At 65.3% G+C, this 24,019-nt stretch carries 24 protein-coding genes and 1 pseudogene; 14 read left to right on the top strand and 11 right to left on the bottom strand.

The window, feature by feature from the left end; all coding sequences use genetic code 11:
- Positions 1-35 precede the first annotated feature (35 nt).
- Together HNR30_RS34050 and HNR30_RS34045 are read left to right on the top strand one after the other, a co-directional pair.
- Positions 36-512: an NUDIX hydrolase gene (locus HNR30_RS34050; protein WP_181614218.1), complete on the top strand. Its 477-nt coding sequence runs from the start codon at positions 36-38 to the stop codon at positions 510-512.
- A 21-nt stretch (positions 513-533) separates the two neighbouring features.
- Positions 534-1,133, top strand: a complete 600-nt coding sequence (locus HNR30_RS34045; RefSeq protein WP_220134302.1) for a hypothetical protein — start codon at positions 534-536, stop codon at positions 1,131-1,133.
- A gap of 68 nt (positions 1,134-1,201) precedes the next feature.
- On the opposite strand, the gene HNR30_RS34040 is transcribed toward HNR30_RS34045, so the two are convergent.
- From HNR30_RS34040 to HNR30_RS34010, 7 genes are all read right to left on the bottom strand, one after another.
- The gene (locus HNR30_RS34040) at positions 1,202-2,563 is read right to left on the bottom strand and encodes a tyrosine-type recombinase/integrase (protein WP_181614217.1); all 1,362 of its coding nucleotides are present in this window, start codon (positions 2,561-2,563) and stop codon (positions 1,202-1,204) included.
- Positions 2,560-2,751, bottom strand: a complete 192-nt coding sequence (locus tag HNR30_RS34035) for a helix-turn-helix transcriptional regulator (RefSeq protein ID WP_181614216.1) — start codon at positions 2,749-2,751, stop codon at positions 2,560-2,562. The genes HNR30_RS34040 and HNR30_RS34035 overlap by 4 nt, the downstream gene beginning before the upstream one ends.
- Positions 2,748-4,064, bottom strand: a complete 1,317-nt coding sequence (locus HNR30_RS34030) for a replication initiator (protein WP_181614215.1) — start codon at positions 4,062-4,064, stop codon at positions 2,748-2,750. Before HNR30_RS34030 ends, HNR30_RS34035 begins: the two co-directional genes overlap by 4 nt.
- A gap of 200 nt (positions 4,065-4,264) precedes the next feature.
- Positions 4,265-4,429, bottom strand: a complete 165-nt coding sequence (locus HNR30_RS34025) for a hypothetical protein (RefSeq protein WP_181614214.1) — start codon at positions 4,427-4,429, stop codon at positions 4,265-4,267.
- Between the two features lie 11 nt (positions 4,430-4,440).
- A complete protein-coding gene (locus tag HNR30_RS34020) occupies positions 4,441-5,052 on the bottom strand; it encodes a DUF2637 domain-containing protein (protein ID WP_181614213.1) in 612 nt (203 codons plus the stop codon).
- An 11-nt stretch (positions 5,053-5,063) separates the two neighbouring features.
- A complete protein-coding gene (locus HNR30_RS34015) occupies positions 5,064-6,374 on the bottom strand; it encodes an FtsK/SpoIIIE domain-containing protein (RefSeq protein WP_181614212.1) in 1,311 nt (436 codons plus the stop codon).
- Positions 6,367-6,696 carry an SCO3933 family regulatory protein gene (locus HNR30_RS34010; RefSeq protein WP_181614211.1) on the bottom strand — a complete coding sequence of 110 codons (330 nt, stop codon included), beginning with the start codon at positions 6,694-6,696 and terminating at the stop codon, positions 6,367-6,369. The genes HNR30_RS34015 and HNR30_RS34010 overlap by 8 nt, the downstream gene beginning before the upstream one ends.
- A gap of 120 nt (positions 6,697-6,816) precedes the next feature.
- Here HNR30_RS34010 and HNR30_RS34005 point away from each other — a divergent pair, with 120 nt between their 5' ends.
- The 4 genes from HNR30_RS34005 (at position 6,817) to HNR30_RS33985 (ending at position 9,815) form a co-directional block, all read left to right on the top strand.
- Positions 6,817-7,179 carry a winged helix-turn-helix domain-containing protein gene (locus tag HNR30_RS34005; RefSeq protein ID WP_181614210.1) on the top strand — a complete coding sequence of 121 codons (363 nt, stop codon included), beginning with the start codon at positions 6,817-6,819 and terminating at the stop codon, positions 7,177-7,179.
- Positions 7,180-7,416: 237 nt separating this feature from the next.
- The gene (locus HNR30_RS34000; RefSeq protein ID WP_181614209.1) at positions 7,417-8,436 is read left to right on the top strand and encodes a P-loop nucleotide/nucleoside kinase family protein; all 1,020 of its coding nucleotides are present in this window, start codon (positions 7,417-7,419) and stop codon (positions 8,434-8,436) included.
- The gene (locus HNR30_RS33995) at positions 8,433-9,002 is read left to right on the top strand and encodes a nucleoside/nucleotide kinase family protein (RefSeq protein WP_181614208.1); all 570 of its coding nucleotides are present in this window, start codon (positions 8,433-8,435) and stop codon (positions 9,000-9,002) included. The genes HNR30_RS34000 and HNR30_RS33995 overlap by 4 nt, the downstream gene beginning before the upstream one ends.
- Before the next feature lie 570 nt (positions 9,003-9,572).
- The gene (locus HNR30_RS33985; RefSeq protein ID WP_181614206.1) at positions 9,573-9,815 is read left to right on the top strand and encodes a GntR family transcriptional regulator; all 243 of its coding nucleotides are present in this window, start codon (positions 9,573-9,575) and stop codon (positions 9,813-9,815) included.
- Positions 9,816-10,842: 1,027 nt separating this feature from the next.
- On the opposite strand, the gene HNR30_RS33980 is transcribed toward HNR30_RS33985, so the two are convergent.
- On the bottom strand, positions 10,843-14,019 hold the full coding sequence (locus HNR30_RS33980) for an NACHT domain-containing protein (RefSeq protein ID WP_181614205.1): 3,177 nt from the start codon (positions 14,017-14,019) through the stop codon (positions 10,843-10,845).
- 531 nt (positions 14,020-14,550) lie between these two features.
- Between HNR30_RS33980 and HNR30_RS33975 the strand changes: the two genes are divergently transcribed.
- Together HNR30_RS33975 and HNR30_RS33970 are read left to right on the top strand one after the other, a co-directional pair.
- Positions 14,551-15,540 carry a GIY-YIG nuclease family protein gene (locus HNR30_RS33975; protein ID WP_181614204.1) on the top strand — a complete coding sequence of 330 codons (990 nt, stop codon included), beginning with the start codon at positions 14,551-14,553 and terminating at the stop codon, positions 15,538-15,540.
- Positions 15,541-16,115: 575 nt separating this feature from the next.
- A complete protein-coding gene (locus tag HNR30_RS33970; RefSeq protein ID WP_312894824.1) occupies positions 16,116-17,264 on the top strand; it encodes an NAD(P)/FAD-dependent oxidoreductase in 1,149 nt (382 codons plus the stop codon).
- A 328-nt stretch (positions 17,265-17,592) separates the two neighbouring features.
- Here HNR30_RS33970 and HNR30_RS33965 read toward each other — a convergent pair whose 3' ends face one another.
- On the bottom strand, positions 17,593-18,456 hold the full coding sequence (locus HNR30_RS33965) for a UbiA family prenyltransferase (RefSeq protein WP_312894823.1): 864 nt from the start codon (positions 18,454-18,456) through the stop codon (positions 17,593-17,595).
- Between the two features lie 47 nt (positions 18,457-18,503).
- Between HNR30_RS33965 and HNR30_RS50405 the strand changes: the two are divergent.
- From HNR30_RS50405 to HNR30_RS33945, 4 genes and pseudogenes are all read left to right on the top strand, one after another.
- A pseudogene (locus tag HNR30_RS50405) lies at positions 18,504-19,046 on the top strand (type III polyketide synthase); the annotation flags it as partial.
- A 282-nt stretch (positions 19,047-19,328) separates the two neighbouring features.
- A complete protein-coding gene (locus HNR30_RS50400; protein WP_312894883.1) occupies positions 19,329-19,754 on the top strand; it encodes a 3-oxoacyl-[acyl-carrier-protein] synthase III C-terminal domain-containing protein in 426 nt (141 codons plus the stop codon).
- A 6-nt stretch (positions 19,755-19,760) separates the two neighbouring features.
- Positions 19,761-20,291 (top strand): isoprenylcysteine carboxyl methyltransferase family protein, encoded by a 531-nt coding sequence (locus HNR30_RS33950; protein WP_181614203.1) that lies wholly within the window; start codon positions 19,761-19,763, stop codon positions 20,289-20,291.
- Entirely contained in the window at positions 20,288-21,301 is a 1,014-nt protein-coding gene (locus tag HNR30_RS33945) for an NAD(P)/FAD-dependent oxidoreductase (protein ID WP_181614202.1), read from the top strand. The genes HNR30_RS33950 and HNR30_RS33945 overlap by 4 nt, the downstream gene beginning before the upstream one ends.
- A gap of 44 nt (positions 21,302-21,345) precedes the next feature.
- Here the strand turns inward: HNR30_RS33945 and HNR30_RS33940 are convergent, their stop codons facing one another.
- The gene (locus HNR30_RS33940) at positions 21,346-21,717 is read right to left on the bottom strand and encodes a hypothetical protein (protein WP_181614201.1); all 372 of its coding nucleotides are present in this window, start codon (positions 21,715-21,717) and stop codon (positions 21,346-21,348) included.
- 78 nt (positions 21,718-21,795) lie between these two features.
- On the opposite strand from HNR30_RS33940, the gene lexA reads away from it, so the two are divergent.
- Complete coding sequence (gene lexA, locus HNR30_RS33935; protein ID WP_181614200.1) at positions 21,796-22,464, top strand: transcriptional repressor LexA; 669 nt, start codon at positions 21,796-21,798, stop codon at positions 22,462-22,464.
- A 100-nt stretch (positions 22,465-22,564) separates the two neighbouring features.
- Here the strand turns inward: lexA and HNR30_RS47000 are convergent, their stop codons facing one another.
- Positions 22,565-23,431: a helix-turn-helix transcriptional regulator gene (locus tag HNR30_RS47000; RefSeq protein ID WP_220134300.1), complete on the bottom strand. Its 867-nt coding sequence runs from the start codon at positions 23,429-23,431 to the stop codon at positions 22,565-22,567.
- A gap of 91 nt (positions 23,432-23,522) precedes the next feature.
- Between HNR30_RS47000 and HNR30_RS33925 the strand changes: the two genes are divergently transcribed.
- A partial coding sequence (locus tag HNR30_RS33925) for an FG-GAP repeat protein (RefSeq protein WP_181614199.1) occupies positions 23,523-24,019 on the top strand: 497 nt, incomplete at its 3' end.

Genomic DNA, 24,019 nt, shown 5'->3' with positions numbered 1-24,019 from the left:
CTCACATGAGGGCACGCGCCCGTAAGGTCGTCGGCATGAGCCGTCGCATCGACTTCTACGACGATCCCGAGGCGCCCCAGCCGAACAGCCTTGTGCCGTCCGTGAACGTCATCGTGACCAACGATGCCGGGGAGATTCTCATGATCCGGCGCAGCGACAACGGCAACTGGGCCGTGCCGGGTGGAGCGATCGATCTGGGCGAATCGATTCCTGCGGCAGGCGTGCGTGAGACCTTCGAAGAGACCGGTATCACTTGTGAGATCACCGGGCTTGTGGGGACCTACAGCGATCCTCGACACGTGATCCTCTACACCTCCAACGGGGAGGCCCGGCAGGAGTTCTCACTGGTGCTCACTGGGCGGGCGGTCAGCGGGCAGCCGACGCCGAGCAGCGAATCCGTTGAAGTCCGCTGGGTGGGACGCGACGAGGTGGGTTCGCTCCAGATGGATCGGTCGATGCGCATGCGGATCGAGCACTTTCTCAGCCCTGCTTCGCTGCCGCACATCGGCTGACTCGCCCGATACGGTGTTCTTGTGCTGCAGGAGGACGCGGTTCGCCTTGGTCAAGAAGCGGCGCGTCGTCTGGCGCTGTCCGGCGCGGTCGAGATCAGGCCAGGTCTGACCAAGGCGGAGTTCACTGAGGTCGAGACGACATTCGGTTTCGGGTTCGCCGATGACCATCGCGCGTTCCTGGCCGCCGGACTACCTATCAACTCCCATAAGCCCGATGAAGGCGCTATGTGGGAGCGGCCGTGGCCGGACTGGCGCGATGCCGATGAAGACGAGCTCCGCCGCCACCTTGATTGGCCCACCAGAGGAATGCTGGATGGCATCGAAGATGGCGGCTGGCTGCGTCAGTGGGGAACCCGGCCCGGCAGCACCTCAGCGGCGATAGAGATCGCCGAAAGTGCGCTGGCCCAGGTTCCGAGACTTGTTCCGATCTATGCCCATCGCTTCTTGCCCGCAGGACGTGGGACCTACGGCGGGCAGGTTCTGTCCATCTGGGGGACCGACATCATCAGCTACGGCAGCAACCTGGCCGAGTACATCATGAACGACTTCTATGAACTCAACGACGCGCGTCATAGGTCGACAGCAGCTCCGATCCCGTTCTGGAGCGACTTCATCCACTAATTGGCGATCGCCTGTGGACTGTCAGCACAACACCGGCCCCAGCACAAGGCTGGGGCGGTGCTTAATGATCAACCAAGAGCCCTGTTGATCTTGTTGTTGATGTGATCATGCTGGCCGTCCATGCACTTGGCGTAGACCCGTAGGAGCACGTCGACGCTGTGCCCAGCCCGCTTGGCGACCTCCGGCGCCGGAACACCCGCGTTGAGCCACAGCGAGACAGCCGCGTGCCTCATGTCGTAGGGCCGCGCGGCCAAGGCCGATGCGACCTGCGATGGCGTCAGGGCCAGCTTTCGCGCCTCCTGCCAGACATAGGAGTAGGCAGAGCTGGAGTATGTGCCTTCCTTCGCAGTGCGGAAGAGCCGGCCATCCTTCGCCGTGCCGAACTTCTCGATGTGCTCCCGCAAGATGGCGACCAGCGCGGGCGGGATCGGGATCTCTCGCGTGTCCTTCTTAGCCCGATGCTTGAGCGCGCGATCCTCATGTGTCTCGCCGCTGTCGCTCCAGCGCTTCGTAGCCTGGGGACGTGCCCCCTCCAGCACGATAAGTCCCCAGCCGGATTCAGGCAGGGTCAGATTCGTCTCCCGTAGGGCCGCAACCTCCTCCGGACGCAGCGCCGCGTAGTAGACGCAGGCGAACAACGCCTTGAGACGAGCACCCCTCTTCCTGCCGACCTTCGCAACCGCGTCGAGGAGTTGGCGAGCCTGATCCGGGTTGACCACAGTGCGCGGGTCGACCGTGGTGGCGGCCTTGGGCGCGGACCACTTGACCCCATCGAGCGGGTTGGAGCTGAACACCTTCTGTTCGACGGCCAGTTCCAGCAGGTGATGCAGGACGGCGCGCTTGCGGCGTACCGTGTTTGCTCCCGCGGACTTACCCGCGAAGGTCACCGAGATCGCATCCAGCGCCATGCGGATCGTCGCAGCATCCCCCAGCTTGGAGATCGGCAGCGAAGCCTTCTGAAGCCACCGCATCGCGGCATCGAGTTCCGGTGACAGCGCAGACCGCCGCTTCTCGGGCAGCAACGCGTGCTCCCGAAGCACAGCCCGGAGAGCTTCGTCGTCGGGACGTCCCGGCAGATCGGTCACCAGCGCGGGAATCAGCGACAACATCGCGTAGGCGTCTGTCTCCCGCGTCCTGGCCGCCAAGGTCCGCCAGCGCCTCAGGATGAACGACTGCGCGAATTCCAGGAACGAAGGCTCGGAGGAGTTCGCTGCGAGCAGGGACACCGGCAGACCGGTGGCCAGGTCGAAGGCTTCGCCCTGTTTGGCCGCCTGTCGCAGGTCCGAGAGGAAGGCGGTGGCGAGCCCTTTGGTGCGGAAGCTCTTGCTCTTGCCGAACCGCCCCACGGTCCAGCGGACGATGTAGCTGGATGTCTTCTGCCCCACCCGGTGCTGGATCTCCCAGAACTTCACGTCGTAGGTCGTGTTCATGCGGCCCCCCGGCGCGAGTTGAGCCAGTTCACCAGGTCGCTGCGCCACACGCGCAACTCGTGGTTCGGGAGCTGGATGCACACCGGAGCGTTGCCCAGCTCGCGCCACCGGTAGAAGGTCCGGCGCGAAACCCCGCCCAGCTCACTGAGGACCTGCGGCACGGTCAGAAGTTCGTCGTTACGGCTCACAGGCGACCCCCTGTGATCGCGGCCGCGACGAGTTGGTCCGAGAGCGACAGGCCCTTGCCCGCGTACTCCCAACGCGCCACGACGAGCACGGTGTCTTCGGGCAGGAGCGGCAGACGCCCTGTCGTGATCTGCTCGGTGCGCTGATGCTCCTCGCGGGCGGCCCGAAGCGCGCCGAGGGTGGTCGAGTAGCGGCGTGACTTGGTGGAGAAGTGTCCGCGAAAGCCGAGCACGTGAGCCCATGAAGTCAGTCGCAGCTCGGCCAGGTCTTCACGAGCTCCAAGGCGCAGGCACTCGGCGATGAGGCGTCGCGGGTGTTCACGCATCTCGTAGAGAGCGAGTTCGTCGAGACTGTGGATCTTTCGATCGAGCGTGCCGACGCATTCGGCGGACTTGGTGGCGTACTTGGCGATGTAGCCAGCGACGGCCTGTTCGGACACCTCGCCGTCGAAGGTGATGCGCCGCGTGTCGAGCTGCGTGCCCCAGCGAAGTACGTGGCCGGCGACCGGGACGGTGACTGCCTGTGCCGCGTGCCGTACGGCTGCCGCCAGCAGATCCGGCGTCGCCCACGGCGGTGGGGGTGAGCTGGGACCGTCGTTCCCGTCGAGGCGGATGACGGCGTGGAAGTGGACGATGCCGCGCCGCTGATACTCGGCGACCTTGGCGAAGGAGACCGTCAGCACGTCGCGGAGCTCCTTCTGGGTGAGTCCGGCAGCGCGAGCTATCCGGCGACGGAGTGCTTCTGTGAAGCGGCGCCAGAGCTCCGGGGAGACGGCGTTGAACAGGACTGAGCCGGTGTAGTCGTAGCAGTCGAAGCACAGCGGCTCTCCCAGGCGGGGATCGTCGCGGTGGTGCCGTTCCTTGCACGCGAGCACTCGTCCGTGTGGGCAGGTTGGGGCGTTGCGGTGAGGGTGGCAGTGCCCTTTTGACCGGCGGGTGTGGACCTTGCCGAAGGATGGAGCGGTGAGCGTGACGAAGAGAGCCGGGTGGGCGGTCACCGTGGCGGGGACGCCTTTGCCTCCGACGAGTCCGGCGCGAACGAGCTGGTAGGTGTCGGCGCGGTAGGTCTCGGCGCAGGACGGGCAGCGCGAGGCGCGGCGGGTCTTGCACGCGACCCGGAGCACGCCGTCCGGTTCGTGGTTGGTGGTGTAGCGGTGGAGCAGTTCGCCGGTGGCGGGGTCGTAGTGCTCGACCTTGCCGCGCAGGTGGATGGGTTGGCGGCAGCCGCCGTTGGTGTGGACTTGGGCGGCGAAGCGGTCGAAGGTGGGGCCGTTCAGACGTGCTATCAGCGCGGTTAGCGCGTGATGGTGGGGCAAGATGGGTTCCGTCCTGTTCCAGTTCGGCTGGTGTGGGATGGCCCCCGGCCTGGCGCGGATCTTGGCGGATGTGTGGCCAGGCGGGGGGCGCTGCGATTACGCGGGGTGGATGTCGAGCCCGGTGCCGTGGCAGTCGCGGCAGGTTTCGCGGTCGAGGTCGAGCCCGGTGCCGTTGCAGGTGCAGCAGGCTTGAGGGCCGTTCACTGGTTCACCTGGCGCGGGATGATGTTGACGAAGACGCGGTAGTGGCGGGGCCGGGACCGGTCGGGGTAGGCGCGCGAGACCGAGGTGACGGTGAAGATCTCGCGGATCCGGAACATGCCGTAGGTGATCTCGGCGTGGGTGCCGTCAAGGCGGATTTTCATATGGGTTCCTTTCAGCGGACGGTGCGCAGTAGGTCGGAGGCGAGTTGGTTAGAGACTCCGAGGCGGGCGCGCAGGGCGTCGCGGGTGATGGGCTTGCCGTACTGGGTGGTGTGTTCGTCGGCGACGCGGCGGGCGTAGTCGACGAGAGCCGGGTCCGGCGCGGGACCCTCTTCCACTTCGGGGACGAGGGCAGGACGGTCCGGGACGGGTGAGGACGGGATCGAGACGTCTTCGGGACGGGTTGCGGACGAGCGGCGTTCGAGCATGGAGATCGCGACCAGGAAGGCCGCAGCCGGTGTGGCGGCGGTGATCCAGCCCCAGGCGGTCGGTACGGCTTGCGCCAGGTTGGCCGCGAGGCTGAGCAGCACTCCCCCGGCCAGGACGAGCACCGGCCAGGAGATCCAGCCTCTTGGAGAGCGGCCGGTCTTCTTGTCGCGCTGGCGTTCGCGAGCGGCCATGACGCAGGTGAGGTCGATGCAGACCGCGATGGCCCAGGACATCCAGCCGGTCTGGCCGTGGTCGGCGGCGGTGTCGCGGATGTGGGTGAAGGAGCCCGCTCCGGCGATGAGGGCCAGGACCACGATCGGGCCGGTGTCCAGCAGCCAGCGGGTCAGGCGGCGCATCGTTCCTCCCTTCAGGCGGGGATCTCACGAGGCTGGGCGGCGAGCAGTTCCGCCCAGTCCGGGGTGTTGTCGGCGTGGGTGGTGGCTGCTTGCTCGGCGGTCTGTTCGCTGACGTAGTAGGAGCGAGCCCGGTACCACTGGCCGTCGGATCCGGCGACGATCGCGACGCCAGGTGTGGCCGGGGCGATGGCGCGGGCCGCGTCGAGTGCAGCGGGGTCGAGGTCGCCGAGGGTCATATTCGCGGTCTCGGGATCGTTGACCCGGTGGCAGATGCGGCCCGAGCACTGGGCGCGCAAGGCGGTGACGCCGGGTCCGAGGTCGGATCCGATGCGCTGGCCGCAGCAGAACAGGTAGATCCCGAAGGCTCTGCCGAGTTGGGCGACCCGCAGCAGGCCGGTCGAAGCGCGAGCGACTTCGTCCTTCTCGCTCTTGTCGGCCATCAGATACAGCTCGGCCAGCTCGTCGACGAGGACCACGATGGGAACGGGGCGGATGCCGGGCGGGAGTTGCCAGATGTTGCGGGCGCCGGCCATGCGGCAGATGCCCATGCGTTCGGCCATCAGCGTCTGGAGGTCGTCCAGGAGCAGTGTGCATTCGGCGCGGGTGGTGGCCAGGGCCGAGAGGCGTGGCTTGTATGGGGTGAACTCCACGCCGCCCTTGAGGTCGAAGCCGACCAGCGCCACCGGCTGTGGCGCGAGGCCGACGATGAGGGCGTTGGCGAGGTTGGATTTGCCGGACTGGGTGGCTCCCGCATTCATCCAGTGCGGCACCGTCTTGAAGTCGATCTCCCAGGGCTGTCCGGTCTCCAGCCGTCCCACGGTGACCTTGAGCAGGTCGGTGGAGGGCGGCAGGTGATCGACCTTGACCAGGGGGTCGCGAACGGTGACCGCGAGCCGTACACGGCCCGGCTTGTGGGAGGAGACGCGTACGGCGTGCACGCCCCAGGAGTGGGCGAGCCGTTCGGCCGCGTCGGCGTAGTCACCCGGGATCTGGCCTTCCAGGGTGCGGAGGGTGACGCGCCAGCCGTACCGAGTCGGCATCGGGAGCCACATCCAGGGTCTGGTGTCCACGCTCACCCGCTGGAACTTGCGCTTGACCCGGACGACGCCGGTCGATTCGACCAGGCCGGGCACCGTCGTGAACCAGAAGCGCTGCCGCTTCTTGGTGAGTCCGCAGCCGAGGGCGATCTTGCGCCAGGAGGCCAGGACGCTGATCGCCATGAGCGGGTAGGCGACCACGTACCAGAAGGAGCGGAAGTGCCAGCGGCGCCAGCACGCGAGGACCAGCAGCGCCGACAGCGCCATGACGAGGACTTCACGCATTGGCGGCCTCCGCTGCGGGCAGGAGCGCGGAGGCGCGGTAGCTGATGCCCCAGCGTCCGGAGATCTCCCAGACGTAGCCGAGCAGGCCGACCGGGTTGAGCTGGTCTCCGGCCTTGATGGACGGTTCGCCGGTGGTGGCGATCTTCATGAGCTCGATGCGACCGAACTCGTCTTCCACGCTGGCGGTGATCTCGAAGACGGTGTTGCCGTGCTTGTCGGTCTTGATCTCGCCGGTGTCGCGGTTGAGGACCCTCGGGCGAGGGGCCTTGACGCAGGTGATCGTGAGCTTGGCGGTGTCCACAGGAATCGGGACGGTGCGCATGGTTGGTGTTCCTTTGTTCGTAGCAGCCTTGCATACATAGAATGCTAAGCGTTCTAAGTTGTCAAGGGATTCATCGCAGACTTGGTTGGCATGTCGGTCCAGTCATGGTGAACTGGAGCCGTGGTCGAGAAAACCGGCAGGCCCGGCTACCTCCAGATAGCCGACGACCTGCGCACGCAGATCAGGACGGGCAAGCTCGCGCCCGGCTCCTCGCTGCCGTCGACCGCACAGCTCGGCCAGCGATACGAGGTATCGGCCTCGGTAGTGAAGGCCGCCATCAGCGTGCTCCGCACCGAAGGTCTGATCGTCGGCCAGCAGGGCAAGGGCGTCTTCGTCCGCAACGACCTACCCGAGCCGGCCCCTGCGGCCGGTGGCGAGGTCATGGAGCAACTGGCCCAGATCCGGGCGACCCTCCAGGATCTCGGGGAACGGCTGGCGGACCTGGAGCAGGCCGTGTTCCAAGAGCCGAAGAAAGCTCGTTGACCCGACAGGCCAGCTCTTCCATTTCTGTCCGGATTGCCCGGAGTTCTTTGAGGATCCGCTCGTTCGGCGTCATTTCGGCATCCCTTAAATCCGTTGGTTGAGATGCCGATAGTTCATCGCTCCGAAGCGCGAATGTGTATCACGGATCTTTAGCTAAGCTGCTTCACTGCTGACTGCACGGCGCTTACACATCCATTTTCACATCCGCCACACGAGCACCCTGCGAAACATATGCCAATGAGGACAATCCCCCGTCCCGGCTGGCGACCCGTTGTCCTGCGCGAACACCGCGAGGCCCACGGACTCAGCCTCGAAGCCGCCGGAGACACCTTGCGCCAGGTCGCCCACCGGCACGGCCTGACCGCACCCGCCGCCAATTTTCAGACACTATGGGCACACGAGCACGGAGCGGTATATCCCGGACCACATTATCGGCGCGCCTATTGCCTGATGTACAAGGCGAGCGAACCGGCTCTGGGTTTCCGCTTGCCGCTTCCCGGCGAAATAGTCGAAGTGGAAAATTCCATCTCGGATTTGCCGAAGCCCACCGATCCCGCCACCGACCGCGCAGCCGCCCAGGTCATCGAAGAGACCCTGATGAAGGTCTCGGGCTCCCCGTCCGAAAACCCACTGCTCACCCGCGTAGTGGACGCCTGGAAGCGCCGCCACGGCTCCGGCAGCCCGAAACCGATCCTGGTCCTGGTGGGCGGCTATGCCGGATCGGGCAAGACCGAGTTCTCCCGCTTCCTGTCCGACATCACCGGCTGGGCCTTCCTGGACAAGGACTCTCTGACCCGCCCGATGGCCGAGCGACTGCTGGTCTCCCTCGGCGGCGACCCGCACGACCGGCACAGCTCGCTCTACCTGACAGAGGTTCGCCCGTTGGAGTACCGGTGCCTGATGGACACCGCATTCGACAATCTCCACGTCGGCAGCTCCGCGATCCTGGCGGCCCCGTTCATCGCCGAGCTGATCGATCCCGACTGGGTGTGCCGCCTGACGAATCGGTGCGCCGCCCGTGGCATCGACGTCGCTGTCATCTGGGTGCGGTGCGACGTGGAATCCATGCGCGAGTACATCGAGTTTCGGGGAGCCGCGCGCGATGCTTGGAAGCTCGCCAACTGGGAGACCTATACCGCCGGGCTCAACACCACGACCAGTCCTGACACCGCGCACATCACCGTCGACAACCGGCTCGGGGCCGCCATCAGCCTTGCCGACCAGACCCGCGAGACGTTGAAACGGATCCTGGCATGAACCGCGGCATCATCCTGTACGGCCCGCCCGCCAGCGGCAAGAGCACCCTCACCCGCGCCCTGACCTCCCTGGACCCGCGCTTCGTTCTGCTGCGCAAGCTCAAGGCCGGGAACCGGCGCGGGGCATCCGAGTACGTGTTCGTCGGCTGGGAGGAACTGGCCCAGCTCCGCGCGCAGGGCCGGCTACTGGTCGAGTCCGAGCGGTACGGCAACGCCTACGCCATCTCCGTCGACCAGCTAGCCGCGCATGAGGCGCTTGGCCAGGTCCCCATTGCGCACATGGGCAACATCCCCGATCTTCGACGGCTCGCCGAGAGCGGTGACTGGCTGACCGTGCTGCTGTGGATCCCACGAGCCGAATGCTTGCGGCGCTCCCGAGAACGCGACGACCCCGACACCACTGCGCGACTCATCGCCTGGGACGAAACCCTTGCCGACCTCGAAGCCCACGGCGGCGAGCATGCCTTTGATCTGCGGCTGGACAGCGACCAGGCCGAGCCCGCCGAACTGGCCTCTGCGGTCGCCAGCCTTCTCACCGACCGCCCGGTCAGCAGCTACCTGGCCTGACCACGAAGGAGGCGCCGCCACAGTTCCACCGCCTCGCGGGCGGACTGCCACTCACTCTCCACCACCGACACCGGGGCTGAGACCGTGAGCCTGCGCACAAACCACAGACCGCCCGCCGTGCACAGCTCGAACACCACCTCATCGCACACGCAACAGGTGTGGTCACGCACCCGCACTCGGTCCACGCGCGGCACGCTTGGAAACCACTCGACGCGGTCATGGTCTTTGGCGGGCGCTGCTATGTGCAGACCGTGATACTCCCAGCCCTTCACGCGGCGCTGCCCCGGTGCTGAGCTTCGAGCTGTTTCACGAACGCGTCGATGTTGTCGGCTCCGACCGTCTGGCACAGGCCCGCGTCGATTTCTGCCATGGTCAATGGGGTACCGCGTCTGGTGCCGTAGAAGGCACCCGTGTCACTCCGGAAGATCGACCAGTCCGGGAACGCGGACCTAAGGGAGTCGAGATCAGCTGACATACACCCAGGGTAGAGGGCCTGTACATACCTGTCCATGACATGGCATGCCATGGTCCGAATGAGGCTGGCTGATCATGCCTTCCTATGGTTGGACTGTGATCGACTACGAGCCGGACCGGTTCAAGTGGGAGCAGATCGCCGACATGCTCCGTTCGCGCATCGCTGATGGCACCTACCCGTCCAAGCATCTGCTGTCAGAGGTCCAGCTCATGCAGGAATTCGAAGTCGCGCGCGGGACTCTCCGCAAGGCCATGCAGCGGCTTCGGGACGAGGGCCTGATCTATACGGTGCCAAACCTGGGCAGCTTCGTCAGCCCGCAGGACGATCCCACCAACTGACCACAGTGGGTCAGCGTGTGCCGCCCATTGCGCGGCACGCCTGATTACGCAGGGCCATCTTCGGCTGGTCGGGCGGAAACAACTCGTCGCACTTGGCGTCCATCAGGGTGAATGCCTTTCCATCTGATGTGGATGGCGCCTTCTTGCGGGGCTTTGCGCCGAGCCAGGGCGCGGCTGTGACCCTCCTCCGAGGCTGGCGCGCTTCGTTCGCCTCAGCGCGACGCTTGCCAGACTTTCGGGCAGATCCCGTCGGGTCTGTCGAGGGCCTGGGCGGCATCGGTGACTGGAATGTTGATCGCGGCTCGGGCGCTGGCGACAGCAGTACACGATGTGACCCAGCGGGTGCCGTGCCGGACGGTCGCGCCGAGGGAGGCGCATCACTCGCCGACGAGTCGGCCAGCCAGGGCCGCCACCCAAGCAGCCCACCGCCCACCACGACGGCAGCCACGGCGACCATGAGCCAAAAGGCCAGCGGGTCACGGCGGGGTGGCTCTGGTTCATAGGCGGGAGGCTGCGCCCAAAACGGCGAGCCAGGACCCGAACGCCACAACGCCGAGGGCGGCAAAGACGAGTTCCGCCCTATCGCAGACGAGTCGTCGGAATCGTGTCGTCGCAGGTCAGCCACTCGAAGATCGTACGGAGCCAGCTGACACCCCGTCAGGCTATCCGGATCATCCGCGGGAAATGATCATGACGCAGTGATCGCTGAATGAGAACTTTCTCTACGGATTCAAGGCACCCCGAGCGCCTACGGCGCGCGGTGCGCCTGCTGACCGCGCTGCGGCTCTTCGGCCGGTCGCGGCCAGCAACCCCCTGGGCGCTTTGCCACCAGCCCCTTGCCAGCACGCGAAGCAACTGAAGCTGCCGGCGTTCCTTTGCATGGTCGCCTAGTCACACAACCAGCCATGGCGTATGAAAGGGCGACAGATATTCATCAGGCCATGGCCCAGTCTGCTAACCGAGCTAATCCCAAGGCGCGGAGCGACCGGTCCGACAACACGAATATGACCCTTCGGCTCCGAGAGCCTCAGTTAGGGTCGAACAATTGGGAATCTTCCTGGCCAACCGTGCGAGCCTTGTCCCGTTCGTCCAGCTTCATCTTCAGCGCGACACCCTCGTCGCCCAAAATCTTAGCCAGTTCTTCCCATGCCATGCCCGACCATGCTGGACCGTCTGAAAGAGCTGCAATAGCTAGGTTAGCAACCTCGCGAGGGCTACGGGCTCCAGTATAGTGAGCAACCAGGGTGACCCCAACTTTACGAAACTCTGCGCCATACCCGTCTGCAGCGCACTCCCGTTCGATCAGTTCATGAAGTTCATCGCATTCGAGCTCGATAACCCCGCGATGCGCTATCGGTAGCACCATAAGAAGCCAGGATATTTGGCGCTTGACATGATCCGATTCACACTCTATCCAGATTTGAATCAATCGCTCACGAAGCGCCTTAATTAGGTCTGCATCAAACTCCATTCTCCGAGAGACCCAGCACAGGGACCACACATACATAAATGTGACTGAAGGGCTCAGCCGATCGCGCATTAGGGAGTCAATAATCGCGAGGGCCGCCTGAGGTTGCGGGAAGCTACTGCCAGATGCCATCGAGGGATGCCTACGCGGAACGCGGGTGTCCCAGTGATATGCAACTGACATCATGAGAGCTCCGGCCTCCAGCTTCTCCCGCTCGGCAGAATCCACTCTGAGCCTATCCAGTACCCAGCTCGGCGATATGAGTGTCGCATCTTCGCTCTCATCCAGACGAAGGAAACAGAGCCGCCCAAGGATGCTCCCAGCCGATGCCATGTAGGAAGCGCCTCGCTCCATTTCTTCTAGGCAGGCGACGCGCAGAAGGTCCTCGTACTTGCTATTGATCAGCGCTCCAGGGAGCCGTTCCTGATTGTAGTGGCCGCCGTGAGTAATGCAGCAGTCGATCGCACGTCTAACCAGCTCCGGCGCCAGGGGAACTTCGTCTTCTAGGCAAGAAATCAGAGCATCAACCAGAGTAGATCGAGTTGGATACTCGCCATCCTCATCATCGTTGCCATGAAGGTGTGTATCGCTTTCCCGGATTAGTTTGATGAGATGGTTAACAATCACTGGTCCATTACGGCGCGCTAGCACCGCCGCCAACGATACAACCTCACGCCAGCTGTCCTCCCCGAAGCGCTCACCTATGATGTCCACGATTGGCAATCCCGCCACATCGACCGGGAGATAACCGTAGGCAATTGCGGTAGCTGCGAGATATTCTTGAAACGTGAGATGCTTGAATTCGTATATCTCGCGAATGACCCCGTCTTCGATTCCATGGCCGCTAAGGACCAGGAGACTGCTGCGTTCTTCAACTCGTGCGAGAAATTCACCGACCGAGAGGGACGCATATGATAGCTCATCCGGGAGATCTCGCCGCGCTTCTTTGAAATATGTAGCAAGCTGGCGGGATGAGACGCTAGTTGTCCCGCCATCCATCATTCGATAAGCGGCATACGCGAGTTGAGGGATTGCCTCCTCACGCTCAATGGGCTCATGACCTTCTACGTTCCAGGTCATGAGAAGGACATCAATGGCCTTATCGTAGAGGACGCTTCGCTTCCTAGGAAGCTGCCCCACCCATCGGCGAACAAGAAGCAGCGTTGTAAGCAATAGTGGATTGACAGCCAGCCGATAGACCCTGTCAGTAGAGATAATCGCCGTGGCTAGTTCGCGCGCTTCCTTCTCCACCCGAGGAAGATCCCGCAAGACTTGGCGATGCCACATAATCGTCAGCTTAGTTATGGCTTCCGGAGAAAGATGCGCAACGCGATATATTTTACATATAGAGTGAACCGAGGAAGCGACAACTCGATAACCTGTTTCTCGGGACGTAAGGACAAGGCGAATGTTTGGATAAGTGGCGAGAAAAGTTCGTAGCTGACTAACAAAAATCTGTCGCATCGAAGCTTCGCGGATCTCATCCAAGCCGTCTACAAGTAGTAGAAGCTGTCCATTGCGCACGATGGCTCGCACGGCCTCCGCGAATGCTTGCGACAGTTCCGGCATTTCTGCTTTAGTCGCGAGCGAGCCAATTATTTCGATAATCGAAAGGCGTGCAGAATCACCCAACTGTCGACATTTAATCACGACGGGGAACCAGTCCGCTTCTGGTAGATCCCAGTCGTCGTCCCGATATTCCTTGATCTTAGCATAGTGAACTGCAATACGCTTAAGAAGCGTAGTCTTACCAGCGCCTGGCGATCCCAGAATGGCTAGCCGAGCGTTGTTTTCCAGGATTACCTTTATTGGCTTTTCTCCGGACTCTTCGACGCCTTCTAGGTCGACGCTCGTTTCATCTTTGTCCTTTGCAGTTTCATGCTGCGAATCGATCAAAGTGAGATCTACATAGAGATCTTCGAGCTTGAAGCTTTTGGCTCCTACTTCATGGTCCGCAGGCATACCTTCTAGAGTAATACTGCTGTACTCGCGAAGCAGATACTCGCGATATTTTGCTCTCGCCTCATATCCCTCATCGGGGCTGCGGAAAGGAACACGTTCATTCACGACGGGCAAATCGAAATCAGGTAGTTGACGAATACTGGCGATCTCGCAGATAGAGCTGCAATCGCTCACTGGTAGCGGGCGACCGTCTGCGTGCAAGAAGCACATATGGCTGCGCCGGTGATCCGTCTCAATATAGACTTGCCAGACCCATCCACCTGAATGCGCAATAAGGGTCAGGCGATCATCGATGCGGCCGTCGATGTCGCCAGCTGCTAGCATTCTTGTGACAGATTCAAACGCTCTTTCGGGCGGAACTACCACTCCTCCGCTAATTAGCTCACCAATCAATTTCGGCCCATCAATGAGGATGATTCGCTTCTCACGCAGGTCGCTTTCTTGAGCAATGGCAGACCCTTTAAATCCTGCAATTGAGACGAAGTAGCCTACGCTATTGAGGTTCGTGGCTCGCCGTTCGGCGTCCAATGCTCCGTAGAACTTGTTGAGATCATCTCCTCCGGCAGGCGTCTTCTTAGCTTTGCACTCCGCGACAAGTCCTAGGTCCTCATGACGATGCCGGCCGATGACATCAATTTCTCTCCCGGAGCGCGGGACATCATAAATAAAGTCGCAATACCCGAGGCAGTGAAAGAGGTCGCCAGCAAGTTTTGTGAGGACACCGCCTTGCTCGTTATTGTCGCGAGCGACTACAAGAAGCCGCATCGGTCTCATGTTTACTCCTTCGCCTACTTGTGAGCTTCAAACAGTGACGTGAACCCCGCGCAGATTCGAGGCTAGTTACCGAATCGGTATAATTGTTCGTTTTGTCTGCTAGAAACTACACTTTAAGGATGACCCAAACGGGCGGTGTTGTGGTTGGCCAGAGAATGACACCCCGGGACACGTGTTTTTGTAGCCGGGCTGTCGGGAGAGCACTCACCTCCCTTCCTTAGTTCAGCAATGGCCGGCGCCATGCCATCTACCCACGAGATGCAGCTCCTGCGATCGCGGGAGGCTCTGCGATGACCTTGACGTGGGTACGACCGGAGCCAGATCTTGGTGAGGCTCGCGCACAGAAGTCAGCCGTTAAGCGTCCGCGCCCTAACACGGCCCCACCCGTACACTGCGTCTGAACCAGCGTCAGGCGTAACTCCCAAGATCAAGGCCACAGAACTCGAATCGATCTGTCATACGCTTGCCTCTGGTTGTCGGTTCTTCCTGGCATGCTGAAAGACCATCCGTAAACTCGCCCCAGGAGTCGGTTTGTCTACGCGCACGGTGGGTTTCGTCTATGTCCTGAGCAACGAGTCGATACCAGGGATCGTCAAGGTAGGGATGACTACTAAGCTTGCGGAAGACCGTGCAAGGCAGCTCTACGCTACCGGTGTCCCGCTCCCGTTCGATGTCGAGTTCCGCGCCCTGACATCCCACCCGCACGAGGTCGAAAAGCGCACCCACAAGTTTCTGAAGTCCTTCCGAGTCTCACCGAAGCGAGAGTTCTTCCGGGTATCCCCCGACCTGGCAATCGATGCGGTCAGGGATGCCCTTTTGAACGTCGCCAGCATCGACGCGTGGGACGCTGACGAGCCACATCACGTCAGGAGCGGAGACCGGATCGCGCTGACCGCGTCGGCCGGTGACCTCTTCGTCGTCCTGGCGCTGCCATACCTTATGGCGCCGCGAATCGAACCGGTCGACTTTTGGCAGGCACACAGTGACGGCGACTCGCTTGAGCTCATGGGCCCCCGAGACGTGGAGGCAGTGGCGGGGTTCAGCGACGACGAGCCGGAAGGCATGGCCGATCCTGTTCCCTACCTCGATCGGAAACGCAGGGTGCCGAACGGCGTCATCAATGGGAGAGAGCGTCTGGTTCCCGGAAATCGTCTGCTCTGGCTCCGTCCTCTGGCCGACAGCCAATTCTGCAAGATTGCTCTCTTCGAGATGTTGGATCATTGCCAGGTGGTCAGCCGAACCTGGGACAAGAGAGTTGGCCCCGACGGCTATCCACTTCTGCTGAATACCCCTACGTATGAAAGCCTGCCGCCGGGTGTGGTTCGCGCGGTCCAATTGGTTATGCGCCTGCCGCTTCCTCGGTCATCGGCGCCACGGCCGAGTCCCGCGACCGGCGAGAGGTCGGACCATGCGACACTCGGTGAACGCGACCCGGCATACTGGCTCACTCAGCTCGCACAGCCCGAATCGGTCCGCCGCGCTCGGAAAGAGGGAGGTCGAAACGAAAGATCAGCAGATTAATCACCCTAGCCTCTCTATCCGGTCGCTACCTCCTGGCCAATCCGCAACCGGCCAGCGCAGCTCGACTCGGGGACCGCTCGTACGGGATCGGGGGATGTGGGGATCGAACTCGGCGGGTGTGGGACATTCGCGGGATGGCCTTGTCAGTGGTGCGGGCTGTACGAGACGTCCGCGCAGCTCACATCGCGTGATGAAGCCTTACTGCCCCCGCTCTCCTAAAGCGGGTGCCGCAGGTCCGAAACCTGCCGGGGGCACCTGGGTTCGTCGATTACCTGCGGTTCTCGGCCGCAGGTCCTTCGTTGTATCCAGGCGCATGCAGCGTAGGACGCCAGAGTGCCTCGAAATCAGGGCGCCAGCGGCCGGTGTCGTCAACGCAATAGCCCTCGCTCCACCGGGAAGCTTGCACTCAGTCGCCGGCTCGGGCCAATCCAGGAGCACTCAAAGTCGCTCCACCAGTCACAGGCGATCCGGACGGGACGGCGACACCTACGGGCTCCGTACAAACCAGCGTCAAGCGCATGCGTCTCTCACGTCTACATCTGTTTCGTCCGCTCTGAGCGTGGAAGAGAGCCGATGTGGCAGCCGTTTGGGATGTGCTGGTGGTTGGGGGCGGTCCGGCGGGGTCGGCTGCGGCTTTGCGGGCCAAGCAGTTGCGGCCGGACGCTTCGGTTCTGCTTCTCGATCGTGAGGACTTTCCGCGCGACAAAGCGTGCGGGGACGGGATCGCCGCTCATGGGCGGGACGAGTTGGCTCTGCTCGGGTTGCCTGATCTGCTTGCCGATTATCGTCCGACTCAGCGGTTGTCGGTGGTTTCGCCGGGGGGTGTTCGGGTCTCGGCGACGGTTGCTCGGCCTAATCATGTTGTGCCGCGGATGGTGTTTGATGCGCGGCTTGTCGAGGCGGCTCGTGCCCGTGGGGTTGAGGTGCGGCGTCATCGGGTGCGATCGCTGGTGGCCGAGGGGGGACGGGTCAGGGTTGATGATGCGCTGACGGCCGCTGTGGTTGTGGGCGCTGATGGGGCGAATTCTGTTGTTCGGCGGCTGCTTGGGGCGCGGGCGACGCCGGAGCGGCATACGGCGATTGCGGTTCGGGGGTATGCCGATCTGCCGAAGGCGGAGGATGCTCAGCTGATCGCGATGCAGAGGGCGGGGTGGCCCGCCTATGCGTGGGCGTTTCCGATTGGTGATGGGACTGCGAACGTGGGGTTTGGCATGCTGCTGCCGAAGCTGCATGCCACCGGGCGGCCGGGGCGCGAGGTGCTGCATGGGCGGCTTAGGGAGTTGCTGCCTGAGCTGCCGGCGCGGGAGTTGCGCGCTCATCATCTGCCGTTGTCGCCTGGTCGGCCGAAGCCGGGTGTTAGCCGGGTGCTGTTGGCCGGGGATGCGGCCAGTCTCATCAATCCCTTGACGGGTGAGGGGATCTATTACGCGTTGTTGTCTGGACGGCTGGCTGGGGAGGCGGCGGTGCTCGCGCCGGATGATCCGTTGGCCGCCTATCGGCGGGATTTGCGGGCGGCGCTTGGGCGGCATCTTCGGACCACGGATGTGTTGGCTCGCGCCGCGCAGTCGCCTGGCTTTATTGACGCGGCCATTGCCACGGCTGCTCGCCGGCCGGAGGTCTTCGATCTGCTGGTGGAGGTGGGGCTGGGTGCGGGCACGGTTCCGGCGTCATTGGCGGGGGCCGTGGTGGGGCGCTGGGCGGCGAGGAGTGTGGGTGTGCGCTGATGATCTGATCAGCCGGTGAGCTGCGCGTGAGTGGGCTGCTCGGTGGTGGGCTGCTCGGTGGTGGGCTGCGAGTGGGGGCTGCTCAGCCAGTGGGTCTGACGTGGGTGCCCTGGTCAGATCGTGAGCTGGGCGTCGGTGGGCTGCTCAGTTAGTGAGCCGGAATGGGTGCGTGGCTCAGACGGTGAGGCGCGGGTGGGTGCGCTGGTCAACCGGTGAGCCGCCCGACGGTGGCTGCCCGGACAGTGAGCTGCGCGTGGGTGCGCTGATTGGGCGGTGAGCTGCGCGTGTGTGCGCTGATTAGGCGGTGGGCTGCGCGTGGGCGGGCTGGTCAACCGGTGAGGTGGGCGCCGTTGGCGATCAGGAGGGCCACGTCGATGCCGGCGACCGCGACCGCTGCGGCGAACAGGGCTCGGGGGGCGCGGCGCATCATCGTCAGGCCTGCGGCGGTGACGCAGCACGCCAGGACGAGTGCGCCCCAGGCCCATGCGGACGCCTTGCCGTACGGGCCGAAGGCGAGCAGGGCGGTGGCTGCTACGAGTGGGAGGGGTAGCAGGATGGCGATTCCGGTGCGGCCCAGGCGTTGGGGCCAGCCGCGGATGCCGGCGGCGAGGTCGGCTTCGAGGTCCGGGAGGACGTTGGCGAGGTGGGCGCCGAGGCCTAGGAGTGCGGCTGCCGAGACCGCCCACCAGGCGGGCCATGGTGCTCCTGGCAGGCCGAGCGTGACGAAAGCCGGGAGCGTGCCGAAGCCGATCGCGTAGGGCAGCCAGGACAGCGCTGTGGCTTTGAGCTTCAGGTCGTAGGCCCAGGCGGCGCCGACGCCGATCAGGTGGATCAGGCCGGCCTGTAGGCCGGAAGCCAGCGACAGCGGCACGCACAGCGCGAGGGCGGTGAACGCTGCGGCGCGTACGGCCCTGGCGCTTACCAGGCCCGCCGCGATCGGCTTGTCCGTACGGCCTGCTGCGGCGTCGCGTCCGGCGTCGACGGCGTCGTTGCACCAGCCTATGGAGAGCTGGCCGGCAAGCACGGCGGCGGTGGCGACGACGGATCCCGCGGCGTCGCGCCCGCTGGCCACGATGACGGCGGCGACCAGCAGCGTGACGGCGGCGGTGGGGCCTGGGTGGCAGCTGCCCAGCAGTCCTTTGAGTGCCGCCGCCGAGATCATCGTCGTTCTGGACGTCTTCGCCGAGATCACCGCCGTTCGCCGGGCATAGTCGTCAGGCGCGCGGGCAAATCACTCAGATGACCCGAATCGCAGCCGTTCATGGGGTGGTGCCCGAAAACCGCTATCCGCAAGCCCAACTGACTGAGCTGGCCGCACGAACCTTCCTGCCCGATGGCGCCGACCGCACACTCCTGAGACGGCTGCACGGCAGCGCGCGGGTCGACTACCGCCACCTGGCGTTGCCGTTGGAGGACTACGCCAAGCTCGACGGCTTCGGCGCGGCCAACGAGGCGTTCGTCTCGGCTGCGGTGGAGCTGGGCATGCAGGCCGTCTCCGGGGCGCTGCACAAGGCAGGGCTGGAACCGGGTGACGTGGATCTGATCATGTACACGTCGGTCACGGGTATCGCGGTGCCATCGATCGATGCCCGTGTCGCCACGCGCCTCGGCATGCGATCGGATGTCAAAAGGATTCCGATCTTCGGGCTGGGCTGTGTCGCCGGGGCGGCGGGGCTCGCGCGCTTGCACGACTATCTGCTCGGACATCCTGATCATGTGGCGGTGTTGTTGTCGGTTGAGTTGTGCTCTCTCACCCTGCAGCCTGGGGACGGCTCTACAGCGAGTCTGGTGGCCAGCGCGCTGTTCGGCGATGGTGCCGCGGCGGTGGTGGTCTGTGGGGCAGCACACGGGGAGTCGGAGCGGGGAGGCTCGGAGCATAGGGGCTCGGAGCATAGGGGCTCGGAGCATAGGGGCTCGGAGCATAGGGGCTCGGAGCATAGGGGCTCGGAGCATAGGGGCTCGGAGCGCGGAGGGGAGCCAGGGCGCGCAGGGCCCGAACAGGGAGGGTCAGGACAGGGAGGGTCAGGACGCGTAGGACCTGAACGCGGCCGTGGCGGGCCGAGTGTGGTTGCCACCCTCGCGCACCTCTACCCCGAAACCGAGCACGTCATGGGCTGGGAGGTGCGCGACGGCGGCTTCGGCGTGGTGCTGGACGGGAGCGTGCCCGACGTCGTGCGCACCTACCTCGCCGGCGACGTGCGCGCGCTGCTGAGCGCGCACGGCCTGAGCACGAGCGACGTCTCCGCCTGGGTGTGCCATCCCGGCGGTCCCAAAGTGCTGGAGGCGGTGGCCGACGCCCTCGAACTGCCGTCTGAAGCGCTGGGAGTGACCTGGCGCTCGCTGGCCGACAAGGGCAACCTGTCGTCGGCCTCGGTCCTGCACGTGCTGAGCGACACCTTGGACGATCATGCCCCGCCACCGGGAACGTACGGCATGCTCATGGCGATGGGTCCGGGGTTCTGCGCCGAGCTCGTCCTGCTGCGCTGGTAGCCGTCCATGATCTGGTACTCGTTGCTCGTCCTGGCGGTCGGGATCGAACGGCTGGCCGAACTCGTCGTCGCCAAGCGCAACACCCGCTGGAGCATGGAACGCGGCGGTATCGTGCGCGGGCAGCGCCACTATCCGTGGATGGTGGCGCTGCACACAGGGCTGCTCGTGGGCTGTCTGGTCGAGACGTACGTGGCCGACCGGCCGTTCATCCCGGGGCTCGGCTGGCCCATGGTGGTGCTCGTGCTCGCCTCCCAGGCGCTGCGCTGGTGGTGTATCACCGCGCTCGGGCCGCAGTGGAACACGCAGGTGATCCTCGTGCCCGGGCTGCCCGCCGTACGCAGCGGCCCTTACCGCTACAGCTGGATGCGCCATCCCAACTACGTGGCGGTGGCGGTCGAGGGGGCCGCGTTGCCGCTCGTCCACACCGCGTGGATCACCGCGCTGGTCTTCACCGTGCTCAACGCCGTCCTGATGGTGGTGCGCATCCGCTGCGAGAACGAGGCGCTCAAGCTGCTCGACGAACGGCCGAGCCGTTGATCGACCTTCTCGTGGCGGGAGGCGGGCCGGCCGGGCTGGCCACCGCGATCCACGCCGCGCTGGCCGGCCTTCGTGCCGTCGTCGTCGAACCGCGCGCCGCGCCGGTCGACAAGGCCTGCGGTGAGGGCTTGATGCCGGGTGGGGTCGCGGCCTTGCGGGCGATGGGCGTGACCCTCCAGGGACATCCCCTGGCCGGGATCGACTACATCGGTCCCACGGCACGGGTCCGCGCCGACTTCGCTCACACCCGGGGCCTGGGCGTGCGGCGTACCGCCCTGCACGCCGCCCTGGCCGAGCGGGCCGCCGACCTCGGGGTGCCCGTCATCGCCGCCAAGCTGGACGACCTGCGCCAGGACGAGCATGGCGTCGAGGCGGCGGGGCTGCGGGCGCGTTGGCTGGTGGCCGCCGACGGCCTGCACTCACCGATTCGCGCCAGGTTGCGGCTCGGCCTTCCCGACCGCAGACCCAGCAGGTACGGCTTGCGCCGGCACTTCCATGTCGCCCCCTGGTCCGATCACGTCGAGGTCCACTGGTCTGCGGCCGGCGAGGCGTATGTGACGCCGGTGAGCGACGATCTGGTCGGGGTCGCGATACTCAGCACGCGACGCATGAGCTACGACGACCATCTGGCGGCCTTTCCCACCCTGCTTCCGAAGCTGACCGGCGAGCCCGCGACCGCCGTGCGCGGGGCCGGGCCCCTTCGTCAGCGGGTTCGCGCGCGGGTGGCCGGGCGTGTCCTGCTGGTGGGGGATGCCGCCGGCTACACCGACGCCCTTACCGGCGAGGGTTTGTGCCTGGCGGTGCGCTGCGCCCAAGCGCTGGTGGGCTGTCTGGTCGAAGATCGGGCGGGTGACTACGAGCACGCTTGGAGGCGGCTGTCACGCACGCACCGGCTGCTGACCGGCGCCCTGCTCGAAGCCGCCAGGAGGCAGAGCACCGCGCGGCTGGTCGTTCCGGCCGCGGCGCGCCTGCCCTGGCTGTTCACCGCGGTGGTACGCGCCCTGGCCTGACCCGGGGCTCGAGCAGAGGGTGTTGCGAGTGGAGCTCCATCCGGTCAGGAGGACGATCGCCACGCCCGGATCCAGGCGGCTTCCGCGGCCGCGTCGAGCAGGTAGGTGGGTCGCACGCGGCCCAGCGGCACATAGACCAGGTCGATGGCGAGCAGCGTCGAGGCGGTGGCCAGCCCGATCCGCCGGGCATGCCGTACGCCCTCGGGAGTACGCGCGGCGCGGACCTGGGACCAGCCGACGCCGACCAGCAGGCCGGCCACCGTGCGTACCAGCCAGCGATCCGTCTTGGGGCCGAACACCGCCTCGAAGCTGCGCATGTGCAGCAGCGGCCAGGCCCCGCCGAGGATGTTGAACGCACCCTGCGACCGCGCCACCCAGGCACCGGCCCTTCGAGGTTGGTCGTCTTTGCGCTTCATCCTTTGACAGCTACCCCGGGCGGGGGTGGCGAATCGGCACGGCCTTCTCGTCCACTCCCAGGCCGTCGCAGGTCTAGCATGTCGCGGGTGATCCCCAACGTCGATCCCGACCCGTTCGAAGGCCTGGACGCCTCGGCCCTTCCGGTGCGTCAGCAGCAGATCCTGGCCGCCATCCAGGACTGGGTGATCAACCACGGCTACCCGCCGAGCACGCGCGAGCTGGGGCGGGCGGTCGGGCTGCGCTCGGCGTCGGCGGTGTCGAAGCATCTGAGGAGCCTGGAGGACAAGGGGTTCCTGCGCCGGGCCTCGACGCTGACCCGCCCGATCGATGTCCGTCTCTTCCTGCAGCCGCCGGCTCCGAGACCGCCTGTCGACCTGGTGTCGGTGCCCGTGGTGGGCGATATCGCCGCGGGCACCCCCATCCTGGCCGATGAGCACGTCGACGATCTGCTGACGCTGCCGCGCGACCTGACCGGGCGAGGCACCGTGTTCGCTCTGCGGGTGCGGGGCGATTCGATGATCGAGGCGGCCATCTGTGATGGCGACATCGTGGTGGTGCGCCAGCAGCCCGAGGCGTACTCCGGTCAGATCGTCGCCGCGATGATCGACGGCGAGGCGACCGTCAAGGTGTTGCGCCGCCGCGACGGGCACGTCGAGCTCGAACCACGCAATCCCGCCTACTCTGTCATCGACGGAGATGAGGCAGTGGTGCTGGGCGTGGTGGTCTCGGTCCTGCGCAACGTCTGAAGGCGCGCGCAACCTCCTGAGAGGCGCGCGCAACCTCCTGAAAGGTGCGCGCAACCTCCTGAAAGGTGCGCGCAACCCTCCTGAAACCTCCCAGAGGCGCCTACCCCACCCGTTCCCCGCCGTGGTCCGCCCACAGGCGAGCGGCCTCCGCCCGGTTGCGCAGCCCGAGCCGCGAATACACCCGATGCAGATGCTTGGACACCGTCGCGGGCCGTACCCCGAGCCGCCGGGCGATCTGCGCATCGGTCAGCCCCTCGGCGACCAGCCGCAGCACCTCTCCTTCCCGCCGCGACAACTCCAGTCCCGGCCGAGCCCCCCGCTCTCCCGCGACGGCGAACGGCACCCGCGCGGCCTGCGGAGCCAGCTGCAGTGCGAACTGCCCGTGCAGCGGAACGCGCCGCATGGCCGTCCCCACGTGGGCAGCGCTGGCCGCGAGCAGGTCACGCTGCCGGTCGGTGAACGTCCCGCGGGTGCGTGACAGCGTGATGGCCTGCGTCACCGGTCCATGGAAGGAGAGCGGCAGGCAGAGCTGGTCGCTGGTGCCGTACATGGCCTCCCGATACAGCGGCGTCGCCTGCCACTGCCTGGCCCCCACCACATCCGAGAGCCGCAGCGGAAGCCCATGCCGGGGAGCGGCGGCGAGCCGTGACAAGGGCTCCCGCAGCGGGTGTGTGTGTCCCAGAGCGGCGTAGGCCGGCAACACGGACAGGTCCGGCCGGTGCGCGGGCCAGAACACGGCGACCTCGTGCTGCGTGCGGAGGTTGAGCTGGGTGAGCGTCGCGGTGGCACTGCCCACCAGCCCCGCCACCTCGGCCAGCAACGGCCGCACGTGCGCGAACGTGCGCACGCGCAGCGCCGCGACGGTGAATTCCAGTACGGCACGCAGATCCTTGGCGCGTAACGACGACATCATGATGCCCCCCTGATCGGTCAGGTCGGGCCCCCGGGAGAAGGTATCTACGGCCATTGCATAGTTCTGCGTAATAAGTGGCATTCGACCCGAGAGTGCGGCCAAAGATGGCTCCGACGAATCCACCGCCGATGTCTGGAGTTCACGCATGCGTGCACGCACTCTCACCGCCGTCATGGCCGGCCTCATCCTGGTCGGCCTGGGTCAACCGGTCGCCACGGCAGCGGGTCCACCGGGCGCGTTATCCGTGCTCGCCCCCGGCGACGTCGACGACGACGGCATCCCCGACCAGGTCGAGCTGGAGGGGATCAAGCGCCCTGACGGCAGCCTGTCCATGGACCTGGCCGCGCTGGGCGCGAGCCCCTGCCGCAAGACCGTCCTGGTCGAGGTCGACTACATGGCCGACGCGGACCATGACCACCGCCCGGACCTGTTCGGCGGCTCGACGGGGCTGCCGCATCCCGATCTGGGGGTGAATGACACCCGGTTCGAGGACGACGGCCACAACCAGATCGCGGTCGGCGACTTCAACAACGACGGACGCGACGAGATCGCCATCGCCGACGCCTCCGAGGGCGGGCGCATCCACGTCTACGACGCGGTCACCCACACCGCCCACCCCGACCTCGGCGTCCACGACACCCG

It is taken from the genome of Nonomuraea soli, assembly GCF_013761175.1.
GTDB classification, from domain to species: Bacteria; Actinomycetota; Actinomycetes; order Streptosporangiales; family Streptosporangiaceae; genus Nonomuraea; species Nonomuraea soli.
Note: the sequence above shows the minus strand (reverse complement) of the source record. Positions and strands in the feature narration are given on the sequence as shown.